General features: G+C 59.0%; 14 protein-coding genes and 1 pseudogene. 6 read left to right on the plus strand and 9 right to left on the minus strand.

Features of this window, described 5'->3' with window-relative positions; genetic code table 11:
* Positions 1–23: 23 nt before the first annotated feature.
* The 4 genes from kynU to FP026_RS14620 all read right to left on the minus strand — a co-directional run bounded on the left by kynU (position 24) and on the right by FP026_RS14620 (position 4,178).
* Positions 24–1,271: a kynureninase gene (gene kynU, locus FP026_RS14605; RefSeq protein WP_149635342.1), complete on the minus strand. Its 1,248-nt coding sequence runs from the start codon at positions 1,269–1,271 to the stop codon at positions 24–26.
* An 18-nt stretch (positions 1,272–1,289) separates the two neighbouring features.
* Positions 1,290–2,213, minus strand: a complete 924-nt coding sequence (locus tag FP026_RS14610; RefSeq protein ID WP_149635762.1) for an ABC transporter permease — start codon at positions 2,211–2,213, stop codon at positions 1,290–1,292.
* Positions 2,214–2,220: 7 nt separating this feature from the next.
* Positions 2,221–3,000, minus strand: a complete 780-nt coding sequence (locus FP026_RS14615; protein ID WP_149635343.1) for an ABC transporter ATP-binding protein — start codon at positions 2,998–3,000, stop codon at positions 2,221–2,223.
* A gap of 191 nt (positions 3,001–3,191) precedes the next feature.
* Positions 3,192–4,178, minus strand: coding sequence for an ABC transporter substrate-binding protein (locus FP026_RS14620; protein ID WP_149635344.1), 987 nt, complete (start codon positions 4,176–4,178; stop codon positions 3,192–3,194).
* 185 nt (positions 4,179–4,363) lie between these two features.
* Here FP026_RS14620 and FP026_RS14625 point away from each other — a divergent pair, with 185 nt between their 5' ends.
* Positions 4,364–5,089: a GntR family transcriptional regulator gene (locus FP026_RS14625; protein WP_149635345.1), complete on the plus strand. Its 726-nt coding sequence runs from the start codon at positions 4,364–4,366 to the stop codon at positions 5,087–5,089.
* A 227-nt stretch (positions 5,090–5,316) separates the two neighbouring features.
* Complete coding sequence (locus FP026_RS14630) at positions 5,317–6,321, plus strand: aldo/keto reductase (RefSeq protein WP_149635346.1); 1,005 nt, start codon at positions 5,317–5,319, stop codon at positions 6,319–6,321.
* 16 nt (positions 6,322–6,337) lie between these two features.
* Here FP026_RS14630 and FP026_RS14635 read toward each other — a convergent pair whose 3' ends face one another.
* From FP026_RS14635 to FP026_RS14650, 4 genes are all read right to left on the minus strand, one after another.
* Complete coding sequence (locus tag FP026_RS14635; protein WP_188112581.1) at positions 6,338–6,610, minus strand: transposase; 273 nt, start codon at positions 6,608–6,610, stop codon at positions 6,338–6,340.
* Positions 6,611–6,617: 7 nt separating this feature from the next.
* Complete coding sequence (locus tag FP026_RS14640; protein WP_149635348.1) at positions 6,618–8,060, minus strand: HlyD family type I secretion periplasmic adaptor subunit; 1,443 nt, start codon at positions 8,058–8,060, stop codon at positions 6,618–6,620.
* 14 nt (positions 8,061–8,074) lie between these two features.
* A complete protein-coding gene (locus FP026_RS14645; protein ID WP_149635349.1) occupies positions 8,075–9,790 on the minus strand; it encodes a type I secretion system permease/ATPase in 1,716 nt (571 codons plus the stop codon).
* Between the two features lie 102 nt (positions 9,791–9,892).
* The gene (locus FP026_RS14650; RefSeq protein WP_149635350.1) at positions 9,893–10,468 is read right to left on the minus strand and encodes a PE-PGRS family protein; all 576 of its coding nucleotides are present in this window, start codon (positions 10,466–10,468) and stop codon (positions 9,893–9,895) included.
* A 604-nt stretch (positions 10,469–11,072) separates the two neighbouring features.
* Here FP026_RS14650 and FP026_RS14655 point away from each other — a divergent pair.
* Both FP026_RS14655 and FP026_RS14660 read left to right on the plus strand, forming a co-directional pair.
* On the plus strand, positions 11,073–12,158 hold the full coding sequence (locus FP026_RS14655; RefSeq protein ID WP_149635351.1) for a hypothetical protein: 1,086 nt from the start codon (positions 11,073–11,075) through the stop codon (positions 12,156–12,158).
* Positions 12,159–12,693: 535 nt separating this feature from the next.
* Positions 12,694–13,473 (plus strand): LuxR family transcriptional regulator, encoded by a 780-nt coding sequence (locus FP026_RS14660; protein WP_149635352.1) that lies wholly within the window; start codon positions 12,694–12,696, stop codon positions 13,471–13,473.
* A gap of 110 nt (positions 13,474–13,583) precedes the next feature.
* Here the strand turns inward: FP026_RS14660 and FP026_RS14665 are convergent.
* A pseudogene (locus tag FP026_RS14665) lies at positions 13,584–13,664 on the minus strand (transposase); the annotation flags it as partial.
* Between the two features lie 453 nt (positions 13,665–14,117).
* Here FP026_RS14665 and FP026_RS14670 point away from each other — a divergent pair.
* Together FP026_RS14670 and FP026_RS14675 are read left to right on the plus strand one after the other, a co-directional pair.
* Entirely contained in the window at positions 14,118–14,810 is a 693-nt protein-coding gene (locus tag FP026_RS14670; RefSeq protein ID WP_149635353.1) for a response regulator, read from the plus strand.
* On the plus strand, positions 14,794–15,852 hold the full coding sequence (locus tag FP026_RS14675; RefSeq protein WP_149635354.1) for a sensor histidine kinase: 1,059 nt from the start codon (positions 14,794–14,796) through the stop codon (positions 15,850–15,852). Before FP026_RS14670 ends, FP026_RS14675 begins: the two co-directional genes overlap by 17 nt.
* Positions 15,853–15,939 lie beyond the last annotated feature (87 nt).

The raw sequence follows: 15,939 nt of genomic DNA on the forward strand, positions 1-15,939 counted from the left end.
TTCCGGCTGTCGGCCACTGCGGCTCAGGTCACCGCCGAACGCACGGCAAAGCGCGCATCCTTCCACGATCCGCTGCTCAGGATCTCCTCCAGCACCGTCGCGGCGCGCCAGACGTCGCGATAGCCGACGTAAAGCGGTGTGAAGCCGAAGCGCAGGGTCGATGGCGCCCGGAAGTCGCCGATGACGCCACACTCGATCAGCGCCTGCATGATCTCATAGCCGTTGTCGTGCTTGAAGGAGACCTGGCTGCCGCGCTTGTTGCTGTCGCGAGTCGTCTCCAGTTCGACGCCATATTGGCCGCATTTGGCTTCGACCAACCGGATGAAGAGCTCCGTGAGCGCGATACTCTTCGCGCGCAAGGCCGTCATGTCCACGTCATCCCATATGGCCAGCGCACCCTTCAGCGCTCGCAGCGACAGGATCGGCTGCGTGCCGCACAGGAAGCGCTTGATGCCGGCGTCACCGTCAAAGCTTCGCTCGAAAGCGAAGGGGCGCGCGTGGCTCCACCAGCCGCTGAGCGGCTGGACGATCGACGCATGATGGCGCTTTGCCGCATAGATAAAGGCTGGCGCGCCCGGGCCGCCATTCAGATATTTGTAGGTGCAGCCCACGGCGAAATCGGCGCCTGCACCGTCGAGATCGACGGGCAGAGCGCCGGCGCTATGGCACAGATCCCAGATGACCAGCGCGCCCGCCGCCTGAATGCGCTTCGTCAGCGCCGCCATGTCGCGCAGCTCGCCGCTCTTGTAGTTGACGTGATTGACGAGGACGACGGCGACGCTGTCGTCGATCAGTTCCTCGATGCTTCCGGCATCGCGGCCCTCGAGGCGGAGCGTTAGGGCAGGGCGTGTCGAAGCCACGCCCTCCGCCATATAAAGGTCGGTGGGGAAACTATCGCCCTCCGCAACGATGACGTTGCGGCCAGGCCGCATCGCGAGCGCTGCATGCAGGGTCTTGTAGATGTTGATCGACGTGGAGTCTGTGACAACGGTCTGGCCTTCGGCTGCGCCGATCAGCCGGCCGATACGGTCGCCAAGTTCGAGCGGCAGATGAAACCACCCGGCACTGTTCCAGCTGCGGATCAGGCCGTTGCCCCATTCCTCCATGGCAGCCTGGCGCACTTCGGCAAAGACCTCGTGCGAGGCCGCGCCGAGCGAATTGCCGTCGAGATAGATGATGCCGGCCGGCAGGGCAAAGCGGCTGCGAAAAACGCGCAGCGGATCGGCCTCGTCCATGGCCTCGACGGCCGCGAGATCGGGAAGGCTGTCCATAGGTCGTTGCCTCGTAACTTATTCGCGAATGGTTTCTCGGGTGGCCGCTCCGCCGCGGCTGCGGCGGATGCTCGGCAGCGCCAGCATGATGAGCACGAACAGGCCCGTGGCGAGCTTCAGGTTCGGCGGCGGCATGCCGGCCGCGAGGCAGAGCGAGACGAGCTGGTAGTAGATGATCGAGCCGACGAAGGGCGCCAGCAGTTGACGCAGCACCGTCTGCTTGCCGGTAAAGGCTTCGCCGATCATCAGGGCGGCAAGCCCGTTGATCAGGATGCCGATGCCCATGTTGACGTCGGCAAAGCCCTGCGATTGGACCATCAGTGCGCCACTGGCGGCGGAAAAGGCGCTGGCAATGCCGACGCCGCCGATGGTTGCGGCCCAGACATTGATGCCCTGCGCCTCGGCCATGTCGGGATTGGAGCCGACGGCACGCATGGCGGTACCCTTTTCCGTCTTGAAATAGAGATTAAGGGCGATCAGGACGATAACAGCGAGGATGCCGGCGACCACGATCTTGCTCGCCGGGAAGCCCGGGATCGTGAACGGCACCCAGTCGAATACCGTCGGTGAGCCGAAGACGGAGAGATTCGATTTGCCCATGATGCCGAGATTGACGCTGTAGAGCATGGTCGACATCAGGATGCCGGCAAGCAGCGTATGAATGCGGAAGCGTAAGTGAATGATGGCCGTGCAGCAGCCGGCGGCCAGCCCGACGACGAAGGCGACAACGATGGCGAGCGGCGGCGCGATGCCGGCGGCCAGCAGAATGCCACAGACGCAGCCGCCGAGCGGAAATGCGCCTTCGCTCGTCAGGTCCGGAAAGCTCAGCATCCGGAAGGGGATCATGATGCCGAGGACGACGAAGCTTAAGATGAAGCTCTGCGCCAGGGTGACAGGGATGAGCGAGACGAAGCTCGAAACGGTTGTCTGAATGAAATCCATCATGTTGTCAGCTCACCAGCAGCATTCGGTCGGTCTTGACGGCGAAGTGGCCGATCAGTTCGGGCACGGTGATGCGCCGTTTGCCTTCCCCGGCAATTTCGAGATGCACGCGGCCGGCATCGAGCATGATGATGCTGTCGCCGAAATCGACGGCGTGCTGCATGTTGTGCGTCACCATCAATGTCGTCAGCTTCAGCGCCTCGACGGTGCGCACCGTCGCCTGCATGACGATATCGGCCGTGCGCGGGTCGAGCGCTGCGGTATGTTCATCGAGCAGCAGCACATCGGGCGAACCGCCAACCGCCATGATGAGGGACAGCGATTGACGCTGGCCGCCCGAAAGCAGCTCGACCTTCGTATCCAGGCGGTTCTCCAGGCCGAGGCCGAGAACAGCGAGACGCTCCTTGTAGGCGGCAAGACGGGCGGGATTCAGGCCGGGGCGAAATCCTCTGGCTTTGCCGCGCAGTTCCGCCAGGAGCATGTTTTCGCCGACAGTCATGCTGGCGGCGGTTCCCTTCATCGGATCCTGGAACACGCGGGCCAGGCGCGCGGCGCGCTTGTGGACCGGCATGCCCGTGACGTCATTGCCATTGATGAGGATCTGCCCGGAATCGAGGCTGAGGGCGCCCGAAATCGCGTTCAGCATGCTGCTCTTGCCGGCGCCATTCGAGCCGATGACGACGCCGAATTCGCCAGTCTTGAGGGAGAGCGTCAGGCCGTTGAGCGCGACTTTTTCGTCGGGCTGGCCTCTGTAGAAAACCTTGCGCGCGGATTTGATATCAAGCATCCGTGCCTCCCCTGCAGTATAGGGTTATGAAATGGCGGCGTCCTTGACGCCGCCATGGATCGGATTGACCCTACAGCGCCGCGCGTCACATGTGACGCGCAAAGGTCGCTGTAGCACTTTTAATCTGCTGCATAATTTTTTCCTTAAATCGATGTCGATTTAAGGAATTATGCAGTAGAAGATGCCGCCTATTACTTCGTGAAGCAATTGCAATCGGCAAGCGAAGCCGGAACCTCGGCGCCGAAGGCTTTCAACACGGTCTTGTTGATCAGCGGCGCGTGGTCCTTATAGGCGGGAACGGAGGGCTTGATCGTCTTCGGATCGGCACCCTTCAAGATCTGCGCGGCGATCTTGCCGGCGTTTTCGCCAACCTGCTCGTAGTTGACGGCAAAGCTTGCCGGAACGACGCCGTTGCGAACAGCCGCGTCGTCGGAGTTGACGATCGGGATCTGTGCCTGGCGGGCGGCGGCGGCAACGGCGGGGATTGCCGGCTGCAACAGGTTGGAAGCGGGCGTGTAGATGACATCCGCCTTGCCCGCGAGCGAGGCGATGCGCTGCTGGATGTCGTTAACATTGTCGACGCCGACGGGAACCACTTCGAAGCCGGCTGCCGGAGCGGCGGCCTTGACCTTGTCGAGCAGCGCCACGTCGTTGGCTTCGCCCGGATTGTAGGGAATGCCAAGACGCTTGGCATTCGGAAGCAGCTTCTTGGTAAAGGTCAGGATCGCGGAGATGTCCTGCAGATCGCTCGAGCCGGTGATGCCAGCGTCGCCTGCGTCCCAGGACGGCACGAGCTTCGCGGCGACTGGATCGGTGACGGCCGTAAAGACGATCGGAATGCCGGAGCCGGCGAGCGCCTTCTTGGCGATCTGCGACACGGGCGTGGTGACCGTGTATATCAGCTTCGGATGTTCGGACTGTAGCTTGGCGATCATCTGCGGAACGAGCGAGGCGTCGAAGCTCGTATTGCTCTCGGAGTAGACGACATCCTTGCCTTCGACGAAGCCGTTGTCGGCGAGCGCCTTCTTGAAGCCGGCGATCGAAGCATTGAGCTGCGGATGTTCGCCGAAATTGGCGATTGCGATCTTGATCGGTTCGGCCGATGCCGTCGCAACACTGGCAACGAACGCGCCGGCAACGACGAGGCCGGAGAGCCATTTAGATGTAGATCTCAGCATATTTTCCTCCCGGATGTGACGAGGAGCCGTGTTCCTTCGGCTCTCTTGGCAAGGGATCATAGCGACTGCTGCAAGCCTGTCAAATTCAGATATATGATGTGCACTATCCACGCCTTTGATATATATATTCCTGCATTGGGGAATTTTATATATAATTCGGACTTCGCGGAGGAAAGGCAGGCCGCATGCAGGACATGGATGCGTTGAGCAAGACCGAGGCGGCCTATTGGCTGTTGCGACGCGATATCCTCAATACCAAGCTCAGGCCCGGAGCATCCTTGCGGCTCAGCGCCTTGCGGGAGGCCTACGGTGTCGGCTGGACTCCGCTTCGCGAGGCGCTGTCGCGGCTGGAAGCCGAGAAGCTGGTGACGGCCGTCAGCAATCGTGGTTTCGCGGTCGCTCCTGTTTCCAGGGCGGAACTGGAAGATCTGATGCGCGCGCGAATGGTCATCGAACTGCCGTTGTTCATGGAAGCGATCGAAAAAGGCGGCCCGGATTGGGAATCTGCCGTTGTCACGGCGCACTACCGCCTGTCGCGCTGCAAGATCGTGCCGGATTCCGCTTCCGAGGAGATGGCCGACGAGTGGGATGAGAAGCATTCCGCTTTCCATGCTGCGCTGGTAAGCGCTGCGACATCAAATTGGCTCAAGCGCTTCCAGTCCACCATCACGGATCAACTGCGGCGCCACCACCGTTTCCTCGGTCTGGCGCCGACACAGCGCGCGACCGCCGGCCTTTCCGCCGGCTATGAGAAGGCGGTGGCGGCGCTCAAGGACGCCATGGCGATCGAACATCACACGGCGCTGATGGAAGCTGCCCTCGACCGCGATCTCGAACGTGCCAAGGCACTAATGACCGAGCATATCGGCTACACGCTGCAGGTCTATATCCGCTCGGAAAACGAATCCTAGCAGCGCCATTGCCGGGGATGGGTGGCACACAGGCGGCGCCATAGCTTCCTGACTATTCCAGCTGAAGCCTCTCATGTCGTGACGGCAGGCCGATATGGCGCTGGTTTCCGTAGACGCTGCCACGGCTGTTTTTCATCGATGAAAAATACCCTGCAGATTTGGCTGTTTATCACGCGGCCATCTCTCCCTATTTCTGTCTGCAACGTCAGACGATCGCGGAGGATGACATGCTGACCAAAGCCGGTAGCGCGACCACAATGGCTCTCTGGAACGGCCGAGAAATTCCACGCCTGGGCATGGGATGCTGGGCGATTGGCGGTCCGTTTTATGCCGGCGACGTGCCACTTGGCTGGGGCGAAGTCGATGATAATGAATCGGTTCGCGCTATCGAGCGGGCGGTGGATCTTGGCATTCGCTTTTTCGACACCGCCTCGAACTACGGCGCTGGGCATTCCGAAGAGGTCGTCGGCAGGGCGATCGGCGATCGAGACGACATCATCATCGCCACCAAATTCGGCTTTGCTACAGACGAGAAGACCAAACAAGCGACAGGCGCCTTCGCCGATCCCGCTTTTATCCGTCAATCCGTCGAGACGTCTTTGCGCCGTCTGCGCCGCGAGCGTTTGGACCTGCTGCAATTCCATCTCAACGATTTTTCGCTCGAAGCCTCGGATGAGGTTTTTGCGACACTCGAAATGTTGAGGGCCGAGGGTAAGATCGATGCTTTCGGCTGGAGCACGGACTATCCGGATCGCGCCGCACGTCATGTGCATCGGCCAGGTTTCGTGTCGATCCAGCATACGATGAACGTCTTCGAGCCGGTTCCGGCGATGATCGAGATTGTCGAGCGTAATGACCTGATTTCCATCAATCGCGGTCCGCTCGCCATGGGCCTGCTCAGCGGCAAGTTCACCCCGGATAAAAGCATCGGTGAGAAGGACGTGCGTGGTGCAAGTCTCGATTGGATGGTCTACTTCAAGGATGGTAAGATCGCTCCTGAATTTGCTGCGCGCCTGGAGGCGGTCCGAAAACTACTGACTGAAGACGGCCGCACGCTCACGCAGGGTGCGCTTGGATGGCTATGGGCGCGCTCACCGCGCACGCTGCCAATTCCCGGCTTTCGCACGGTTGCCCAAGTTGAGGAAAATGCCGGCGTCCTGGCGAAAGGCCCATTGCAAGCAGATGTGATGGCGAAAATCGATCAAGCGCTGTCCGAATTTCACTCAAGCTAACCGGATCCGGTTGCTTTCACCCTTTCGACGTCTTCGCCAGCATCTCGCTCAGCGTTGCCGCTGAGAGCATGGCTTCGGCCAGAAGCTTCTTGAGCTTCTGGTTCTCTTCCTCCAGTGCTCTCACTCTTTTGGCATCGAAACCGGCATTTCCGAACTGCAGGGATTGCCACCGATAGAAGGTTGGCTCGCTGATGCCGTGCTTGTGGCAAACATCTGCCACCTTCACCCCGGCCTGGTGTTCCATCAGAATGCCCGTAATCTGGTCGTCGTCGAATCTTCTTTTGCCCATCACCGCTTCAGTCCTCACGAAATGCTCTGTTGAAGCTGTCGAGGAGCGGTCTGATGGCATAGAACGCCACGCTGCTTTTGCCCGTTTCGATCAGCGTCTGTGCGGGCATGCCCGCGATCAGTTCGACATCGCTCATTTTCGCCAACCGCTCGTCCGTTACACGGATTATCGCGGCAAAGTAGGGCTGGCCGCTCTGCGTATCGGTGAGACGGTCCGCCGATACATACTCGACCCGACCTTTCAGGAGTGGAACACGCCGCTGATTGTATGGAAGGAGGTGAACCCGTGCCTCGAGCCCCGCATGGACGAGATTGATGTCTTCCGGTCTGATATGGGCAGATACGACAAGGCGATCGGCGCGTGGGAGAAGATCCACGAGCGGTTCGCCCGCGCCGATCACCCCACCGGCTGTGTGGATGCGCAGGTTCATGATTGTTCCATCGTCGGGAGCACGGATATCGGTCCTTGAAAGTTGGTCGTCGATCATCCGCAAGCGCTCGCGCAGTTGCATGATCTGGCCTTCCGTATCGCGCATGCCTTGTGCGACTTCGCTCAACCGGTCGCTCTGGAGCTTTGCGAGATCGGCCTGTGACTCGCTGATCACCTGATAGGCGCGCGAGATCTGCGCATCTACTTGACCTTGCTGGCCATCCAGATCCGCTTTTTCCCGCTGGAGGTTGAGAAGTCTGCTCTTTCTTTCCAGTCCTTTGGCGTTGAGGAGCGTAACCTGATCCAATTCTTCCTGCGAGATTGCGGCTCTGTCGGCCAGCGCTGCCTTCTGCGCGCCAAGTCCGACGATTTCCTGCCGCACCTGCGCGATTTTTTCATTGGTGATCCCGACTTCCGCCTGCATGACCTGGCGCCGCGCTTCGAAGATTTTCTGTTGCCCGGTCAAAATCGCACCGACCGAAGGATCTCGGTCCATTGCCGCCCCGAGGTCCTGCGGATAGGCGACATGGTCACCGCCCGTCTGCTCCACAAGCAGACGGGCGCGGCTTGCTTCGGCGTCCCAAAGCTGCCCTTGAATGCTGTCGCGCTCCGAGCGAAACTTCGTATCGTCGAGTGCTATAATGATTTGCCCGGCCGTGACCGCATCGCCGTTTTTGACGAGTATCCGTCGCACGATTCCGCCTTCCAGATGCTGAATGGTCTTCCGGCTGGACTCCGGTTCGATAACGCCCGGTGCAATCGCAGCACTCTTCAGTGGTGCCAGAACCGACCAGATTCCCAATCCGACTATAAAGAAGCCGATCAACAGGTTACCCGTCCAAACAACGCCTCTGAGCCTCGGCATGGGCGAAGGAGGGGCGGGGCCGCGCTGTTTCGCGTCGATCACCGGCGAATAGGCCTGTTGCTTGGACGTCGCCGTCGATCGTTGAGCGAACCGCTGGCCTGTCCTTGACGAATTTGAAAACCTCGCCAGCATCGCGTCCAGGTGAACAAGGGTCATGGCAGCGTCCCTCCCTACGTTCCCGTTCGAGATGGTGGTTGAAGATAGGTGTCGTAAATCTGCTCACTGTCGCCGAAGGCAGCCACCGTCCCGCCGCGCATGATGGCAATCTTGTTGGTGACCGGCAGGATCCCCATCCGGTGCGTTATGATAACGACGGTCATCCCCCTGGATTTCATGCGTTCAATTGCCCTGAACAGCATGCGTTCGCCGTCATAGTCCAGGCTCGAGTTCGGATCGTCGAGAACGATAAGGGATGGGTTTCCATAGGCCGCCCGTGCCAGTCCCAACTGCTGGCGCTGAGCTCGAAGGAGCAGGTTGCCGCCTTCGCCGATATCGGTCTCGTAGCCCTGAGGCAGCCGCATGATCGCTTCGTGCAATCCAACCAGCTTCGCGGCATCGATCGCTTTGACGGGATCTCCTCCGTCAAGCCGGCCTATCACATCCTTGATTGCTCCGCCGAAGAGTTCGATGTCCTGCGGCAGGTATCCGACATGGTGGGTCCCTCCGCAAAGGCGCAGAGCCGAGATATCGACCCCACCAAGAAGAGCACATCCGCTCGTTGCCTGCACCACACCGGCTATGACGCGACCTAGTGTCGATTTTCCCGACCCCGATGGGCCGATGAGCGCTACGCAATCGCCCGGCGCAAGGCGCAATGTGATACCGGTCAATATCTGCCTGTTGGCGAATGGCTGTGTATAGCCGACGTTATCGAGAACGAGGCCATTGGGTTCGGGTTGCGGCACCGTTCGGGGATCGCGTTCCGCTGCAACGGCGATCAGCATCCTGTTCAAGCGATTGAAGGCATTCCGCGCAAACGTAAAGGAGCGCCATGCCCCGATTGCGCCTTCGATTGGTGCAAGCCCGCGCCCGAGCAGCAAGCTCGCGACGAAGATGATTCCGGGACTGCTACTGCTCGCGAGCACCAACCATGTAGCGGATCCCATCATGAGGATCTGCGCGAGCGTGCGGATTGCTTTGGAGAAACCGAGAATGATCTCCGTGCGATGCATTGCGATGTCCTGCGCCCTTCTTGCCGTTTCCGCATCGCGATAGACGGCCAGCGCCGCGCCATACTGCATGCCCATGGCCCGGATCACCTCGATGTTCTTGAGGGCGCTCGCAAATCGCATATAGCTCCTCGAAAGGGCAAGATTGGCGCGGGCAAGCGGCCCTTGCGTCGCCAGTTCCGTCAGGAACGCAAACAGCAGAAGTGCAACTGCGCTTAAGAGACCGATGGTCCCAAGCAGCGGATGAACAAGAAAGAGCAGCAGCAGGAAGACCGGCGCCCAGGGAACGTCGAAAAAAAGCGAGCTGGCCGGTGAATCGAGGAACTGGCGCAGTACGGCGAGGTCCCTGTAGCACTCCGTGGCGGATCCTGCATCGGCGCGAGCGGCATATTCGAATGATGCGGTGAGCACCATCGGCCGCAACCTGTGATCCAGCCAGCTGCCGATGCGCGAAAGAGCCGCCCTGCGCACGATATCCAGCGTGGATCCGACCAGCACGGCAACAGCGATGATCATCGTCAGCATCAGGAGCGTGTCGGCGCTTCGGCTCGACAGGACCCTGTCATAGATCTGCAGGAGATAGATGGAAGGCGCCAGAAGAAAGAGATTGTAGCCGCAGCTGTAGAGGAAAACCAACCCGAAGGCTCCGGCGCAAGCCCGGAGCGCAACAACGAGCTGTGTCTGTGGGCGCGATAGCTTCATGGAAAGCGTTACCATATCAGATCTCGCTGCACTTGATACTGACAAGAAAAGGCTGCCGGCTGGCTTTGCAACCTATGAGGTCGCCGGCCGGAGCCGGCGACCCTCAGGATCTGGGTTTCATGAGCCAAGATGGCTGAGATCGATATGGCCGAAGTCGTTTACGAAATGATCGAGAGCATTGTTCACCGTCGTCGTTTCAGGATCCGTGTGAACCAATGCTGACGAGATATCACCGCCTCGAGCGATGTTTCCGTTACCGCCATTGCCGCCGACGCCCGCGAGGATGGTGGCATGCTGATCAGCCAGAAGCTGCGTATATTGTGTCCCGGTCGTCGCCGCGCTCACCGCCGCCACGTCGCCGCCACTCGAGCTTCCTTGACTGCCGTCGGAGTGGGAATCTCCCCCCGCGCCGCCGGCGCCAGTGTTCGTAACCGCCGCCAGGAAGCCGTTCTGAGCTTGAGTGAAGCCACCACTTCCGCCACCGCCGGCGGTCCAATCCGCCGTCTGCCAAACATGATCGCCGTTGTGCAGATCGGTCGATGCTCCATCGACCGTTTGGACATTGGCGACATACGCAACCGGGTTGTAGTCGATATTCCCATGGCTGTAGCCACCGCCGCCATTACCGGCACTGGCATCGCCCGCATTTGGATCGTTGAGTTGAATCGTGTCAGACATTTGTGGAATAGGCATTGATGTCCCTCCTTCTACTTCGTTTCGTCCGAGTTTGTTCTACGGCGTGGGTATCCAGCATCTCATCGCCAGCCAATACAACCGCAGGTAAATATTATCCGCGATTTGATCTGCGAGCTATCTAGCTATTCGGCGACGTTCCTTCGGGCGTATGGTTGGAGGTGGCGGAGCGTTATTCTGGCTTAGTTGGTTCGTGAGTTGGCGTTGGGTGGCATGATCATGATGATGTCTGCGACCTGGTCGAAGCGACGCTCTTCTTCGAAGCAAAGGCCATCCGGCAAAACGGCTAAATTCTGGGAGTTCCGATCAGACTGCGCTTGGCGAGAAGATCCTGTTCGATGACTGAAAAACGAGTGTTTTCCGCCGCGAAAGATGGTTTGCGCGACGTCGAACCTATCATCCAAAGGTGGATTTAGTGCTTTTAAACGCGCATAGCGGGTGCCGCATCCATGACAGCCAAATGGCTACGGAACTAGCCGATGGGATGTAGACGAATTGCAGGCTCTGTTTTTCTCACCTTCAGATGCACAATGCCCTGAACAATTCAGGCTGCATATGCTGCTTGCTTGGTGGACGTGCGGTTGATCGCGGAATGGAGACGGTAATGACGGAAGTTCGTCCCATATCGGAAGACTTGCCCAAAACAGGCACCGATCAAAACCTCGCCCCCAGTTTGGCCGCGGGGCATCTGGCGCTGGTGCCGACCTGGCTTCCATTGGATGTTGCTTCTGGTCCGAGCTACAATTCAGCCGGCAGCGGTGGTGACGGGATCAGCGAGGGTGTGATCGATAGCAACGCTTTGGCCGTTTTCATGCCCTCCAATGCCGCTATTGCAGGACCTCATTCGAGTGCCGACGCCTTCCAGGGCAACGATGCGCTCATCAATCAGCATCCGACCGAAATGGCTGGGATAGGCGGGAATGGCGGAAGCGGCAATGTTGCCATCGGCGGCGGTGACGCCAATCATGCGGGCACCGGGGGTAATGGTCTCTTCTACGGCGGCCTCGTAAGTTCAGAAGTCGCACTGTTTGCCCCCGTGAATGCCGCCGTTGCCGCAGGCCCGGGCTCGGTGGCTCACGCTGACCAATCGAACAATGCCTTGTTTCTGCAGGGCGCAACCCAGATTGGCGGCATCGGCGGCTCGGGCGGGGACCATAACATCGTAAGCCATGATGCGTCGATGAGCCCGGGAACGGCACTTACATTTACTGGCGACAATTATGCGGGCCACGGCGGCAACGGATTTTTCGTCGGCAGCATGGTCGACGTCAGCGTGGCCATTTTTTCACCGATCAACATCGCCGTGGGCGCGGCAGGCGGCTCGGCGGAGGCTCATCAGACAAACAACGCAATTTTTGATCAGGGCACCATGCAGATTGCAGGCATAGGCGGCGACGGCGGTGGCTTCAACATGTCGTCAGGGACGATCTTTACCGGCAGTCATGAGGGTGGCGGCGGCGGGATCGGATCGTCAACCGGCAGCATGGTGGACGTCAATCTCGCCTATTTCCATCCCATTAACATTGCCGTTCCCGCCGGTGGGACGGCGGACGCCCAACAGATCGATCATGTTCTCTATGATCAGCATGCGCTTCAGCTGGCCGGCATCGGGGGCCACGGCGGAGGCGGCAACCTCACGGACGCCCACTCGGCTCTCGTGGACGACATTCTGAGCTTCATGCACACCTAGCGGATAGAATTCCCGCTAGCATTGCGCAGACTCGATTGCGCGAAACCGTTCTTCCCGCCATTTTTCAGCCACATACTGGATCGCTTCGTCTGCTCAGGCTTTCGCCTCTTGGACCGATATGGCGCGGAACGCGCTTCACTAAGGTAGCGAACATTCGACCATGCTCTTATCCGCATTGTCGTCGATCACCGCTGCTTTGGGTTGAGATAGGGAATCAAACCCAGGTTGATCGGCAGCTTGTTATATCCAACGACCCTTCCTGTATGCGTCTGTAGTAGATCGATTGTCTTTTCAGTGTGTTTGAAAGCTTTGTTGACTTGCTTATAGCACGCGAATTCCGCGAAAGTATGTGATGCCTACAGCGACAGGTCGACTCCGCATGTCCTCATAAATAGCTATTTCAACGTGTTCTACAGGCGTTGGTTGTCTCTCGTTGAGGTCTCGTAGACTATGAGAATTATCGTGAGAGATAAGACTATTGATATCGAGAATACCTCTTTTTTCTGTCATGACATGAAGCGAGAGCAGGAATAATATGCGTTACTGTTGGTCTGCAAATATTCCGGGGAGCGCGCAGGTGTCCAACAGTGCAAAAATTAAGCGCCAGGTGCGGCGCAATGTACCAACTATTGTCGTTATTCAACATTCTACACTGGCGCGGACGACCGTGGTGAAGCTTCTTGAGCATGAACTCGCCGGGTGGAATTTTATCGATATGATCTCGACCGAGAGTCTCGATAGGGCCCTTGGAGCTGAGGTGCGTTTGATTGCACTAGATCTGGCCGGCAGAGGCGTTGAGAGCGCAAGCCTGCGCGATGATCTCGCCGCAATTGCTATACGTTTTCCTGAGGCTCCTATCACGTTGCTCTTAGGTACGGATGACGTCAACATAGCTCATCAGGCGCTCAAGATGGGCATCCGCGGCTTTTTTTCGACGTCACTTCCCATTGACATTGCCCTTGCCGGTCTCCGCCTCGTTCTGGCGGGAGGAACATTCTGTCCGCAGCTATTGGGAGCTGTTACAAACGGTTCAAACGAGCATATTCCGGCCAGAAACGAGGCCGAAAAGAGTTTGGACGATAGGACACAGTATCTGGCGATTGCCGATTTCACTCCCCGGGAGGCGGATGTCCTCGCGGAGTTGCAATGCGGCTGCTCAAATAAGGTCATTGCAGGAAAACTCAATTTGTCCGGGCATACTGTGAAGATGCATCTGCAACACATAATGCGTAAGTTGCAGGCGCAGAACCGTACTGAAGTGGTTGCCCGCTTGGTTCAAAGAGCCGCCGGCGGCCCTGACGTCTCACCGAGTTAGGTGAAGGTCTCGACGTGCAAGACTTTGAGATCTTATATGCTGCGGCGCTAGCGTGGTATCTCGGTGACATCTTGAATAACGTTAGGCTGGAGTGATCCGAGACCCTTGCAATCCGGTCCAAGGCGGCAGAACCAGCGATAGGTGAGGTTGAGATGGGCTTGCTCCCAGAGCCGCCTCGCCGAACGGATGCCATGAAATGGCCGATGACACCCCCACGAGCTAAAGCGATCCTAATTTTTTCCAAAGATCGGGATCGATAGTCCTGATTTCGTCGTTCAGAGCACGGTCGATGGCATCGATCTGTCTTTGAGCGTCTATAATGTTGTCTATTGTCTATAATGTTGTCTATTTTGGAGAAGTCGTTTTCGGCCACCGTCGATGAGGCAATCTCTTGGCGCAGAGTGACCAACCAGTCGCGGATTTTTCTGAGATTTTCGATATTCGGATTCGAGTTCCACATGGATCCGCCGTGGTCCGTTGAAGCTTAAACTAAGATCCTGAATGCCTTTTTGAATTCTGCGTGCAAGAAAACATCTGCACTGTTGGCCTTTGGTCGACATTTTGTGGAGGTTTCGTGAAGGCGGGCGCGGGAGCGTTGACGCGGAGGCCTTGTCTGGCGTTTCTTCTTCGGGAAGGAGGTGCGGATGGAAAATGCACTGATACTGATCGTCGAGGACGAGGCGGAAATCTCGGACATTCTCGAGCGCTATTTCGAGCGCGAGGGTTTTCGCGTGCTGACGGCGGCCGATGGCGAGATCGTGCTCTCGCATCACCAGCGGCTGAGACCGGACCTGGTCGTCCTCGATGTCAAGCTGCCGAAGCTCGACGGCCACACGGTGCTGGCCACCATCCGCCAGCGCGGCGACACGCCGGTCATCATGGTGACCGCGCTTGCCGACGATCTCGACAAGCTGCATGGGCTGCGCTCCGGCGCCGACGATTATGTGGTCAAGCCGTTCAATCCCGTCGAGGTGGTGGCGCGGGCGCGCGCCGTTCTGAGACGCAGTTCGGGCAATGCGAGCAACAAGGTCTTGCGGATCGGCAGGCTGGCGATCGATCCGGTGGCGCATATGGCGGTGGTCGAGGACGGCAAGAGCCGCGTTCCGCTGAGCCTGACGCGGACCGAGTTCCGCATCCTCGAATATATGGCGGGCTTTCCCAATAGGGCTTTCGAGCGGGGCGAGATCGTCGATGCCTGCCTGCCCGAGGGCGATGCGCTCGACCGAACCGTCGACAGCCATATGAGCAAACTGCGCAAGAAGCTGGATGCCGCCGGCGTCGGCGATCTCCTCAACGGCGTCAGGGGAGTGGGATACCGCCTTGGCGATTTCGGTTAGCAACAGCCTCAATCGGCAGATCATCTGGTCGACGACGATCGTGGCCTTCGTCGCCCTGTCGGTCATGTTCTTCGGATTCTTGATCTATGGCTGGGTCTACGACTGGCTGTTCAAGAATTCCGGATATCCCGACGACTGGGCAGTGAGCGATTTCATTGTCCTGGGTATCAATGTGGCGATCGGTCAGGCGATCGGCGCCTATGTCGGATGGCGGCTTGCCAGGCGCCTCGTAAAGCCCCTGACGGCGGTGACGGAGGCGGCGCGCCTCATCGCGGACGGAGACTTTGCCGGCCGTGCGACGGGCGAAGGCAATTTCGGCGAGGCAGATCGGCTGATCAGCGACTTCAATCGCATGGCGGAGCAGTTGCAGAAGGCGGAGAAGGAGCTGCAATATTCGAATTCGGCCATCGCGCATGAACTGCGCACGCCTTTGACGATCCTGCGCGGCCGCGTGCAAGGGCTGGCAGACGGGATATTTGAACCGAGCCAGGAGGTGTTTCGCGGACTGATCGGACATATCGATGCCTTGACCCGTATCGTCGACGATCTCAGGACACTTTCGCTGATGAATGCCGGACGCATGGAGCTGCAGCAGTCGCGTTTCGATGTCGGGGAGGAGATCGGCGATATCGTCGATTCCGTTTTACCGACGCTCGCCAGCGCGGGTATCGAAATCGACGCCGATTTGCAGAGCATCGTGGTGGAGGCAGATCGGGCGCGCATCCGCCAGGCCGTGCTCGCACTCCTCGACAATGTCACGCGCTACGCTCCCAGGTCGCAATTGCGCCTGACCTCGCAGGGGATCGAGGGCCTGTGTGTCATCATGATCTCGGACAATGGACCGGGCATGACGACCACTGAGAGCGAGCGGGCATTCGAGCGCTTCTGGAGAGCTGACGACGCCAGGACAAGAAGGGGCGGGGGATCCGGCCTTGGTCTTGCCGTCGTCAGGGCCATAGCCGAGGCACATGGCGGCCACGCCACGATCGACAGCCGCAAGGGCGGAGGCACGACGGTCGTTCTCACGATCCCGCATTGTTAGAGGTCCACGATCGAAAGCCGTCGGGTTCGGAAGGGTGACGCCGCGGAACGAAAAGCCCGCAGCACGGTTCTCACATGAGAGAATTGC

The organism is Martinezella tropici, from assembly GCF_008370325.1.
GTDB lineage: Bacteria > Pseudomonadota > Alphaproteobacteria > Rhizobiales > Rhizobiaceae > Rhizobium > Rhizobium tropici_B.

Excerpts from the sequence above, each read along its gene's own strand:
- kynU (WP_149635342.1), bottom strand. The coding sequence starts at position 1,271 with ATGGACAGCCTTCCCGATCTCGCGGCCGTCGAGGCCATGGACGAGGCC.
- FP026_RS14610 (WP_149635762.1), bottom strand. The coding sequence starts at position 2,213 with ATGGATTTCATTCAGACAACCGTTTCGAGCTTCGTCTCGCTCATCCCT.
- FP026_RS14615 (WP_149635343.1), bottom strand. The coding sequence starts at position 3,000 with ATGCTTGATATCAAATCCGCGCGCAAGGTTTTCTACAGAGGCCAGCCC.
- FP026_RS14620 (WP_149635344.1), bottom strand. The coding sequence starts at position 4,178 with ATGCTGAGATCTACATCTAAATGGCTCTCCGGCCTCGTCGTTGCCGGC.
- FP026_RS14625 (WP_149635345.1), top strand. The coding sequence starts at position 4,364 with ATGCAGGACATGGATGCGTTGAGCAAGACCGAGGCGGCCTATTGGCTG.
- FP026_RS14630 (WP_149635346.1), top strand. The coding sequence starts at position 5,317 with ATGCTGACCAAAGCCGGTAGCGCGACCACAATGGCTCTCTGGAACGGC.
- FP026_RS14635 (WP_188112581.1), bottom strand. The coding sequence starts at position 6,610 with ATGGGCAAAAGAAGATTCGACGACGACCAGATTACGGGCATTCTGATG.
- FP026_RS14640 (WP_149635348.1), bottom strand. The coding sequence starts at position 8,060 with ATGACCCTTGTTCACCTGGACGCGATGCTGGCGAGGTTTTCAAATTCG.
- FP026_RS14645 (WP_149635349.1), bottom strand. The coding sequence starts at position 9,790 with ATGGTAACGCTTTCCATGAAGCTATCGCGCCCACAGACACAGCTCGTT.
- FP026_RS14650 (WP_149635350.1), bottom strand. The coding sequence starts at position 10,468 with ATGCCTATTCCACAAATGTCTGACACGATTCAACTCAACGATCCAAAT.
- FP026_RS14655 (WP_149635351.1), top strand. The coding sequence starts at position 11,073 with ATGACGGAAGTTCGTCCCATATCGGAAGACTTGCCCAAAACAGGCACC.
- FP026_RS14660 (WP_149635352.1), top strand. The coding sequence starts at position 12,694 with ATGCGTTACTGTTGGTCTGCAAATATTCCGGGGAGCGCGCAGGTGTCC.
- FP026_RS14670 (WP_149635353.1), top strand. The coding sequence starts at position 14,118 with ATGGAAAATGCACTGATACTGATCGTCGAGGACGAGGCGGAAATCTCG.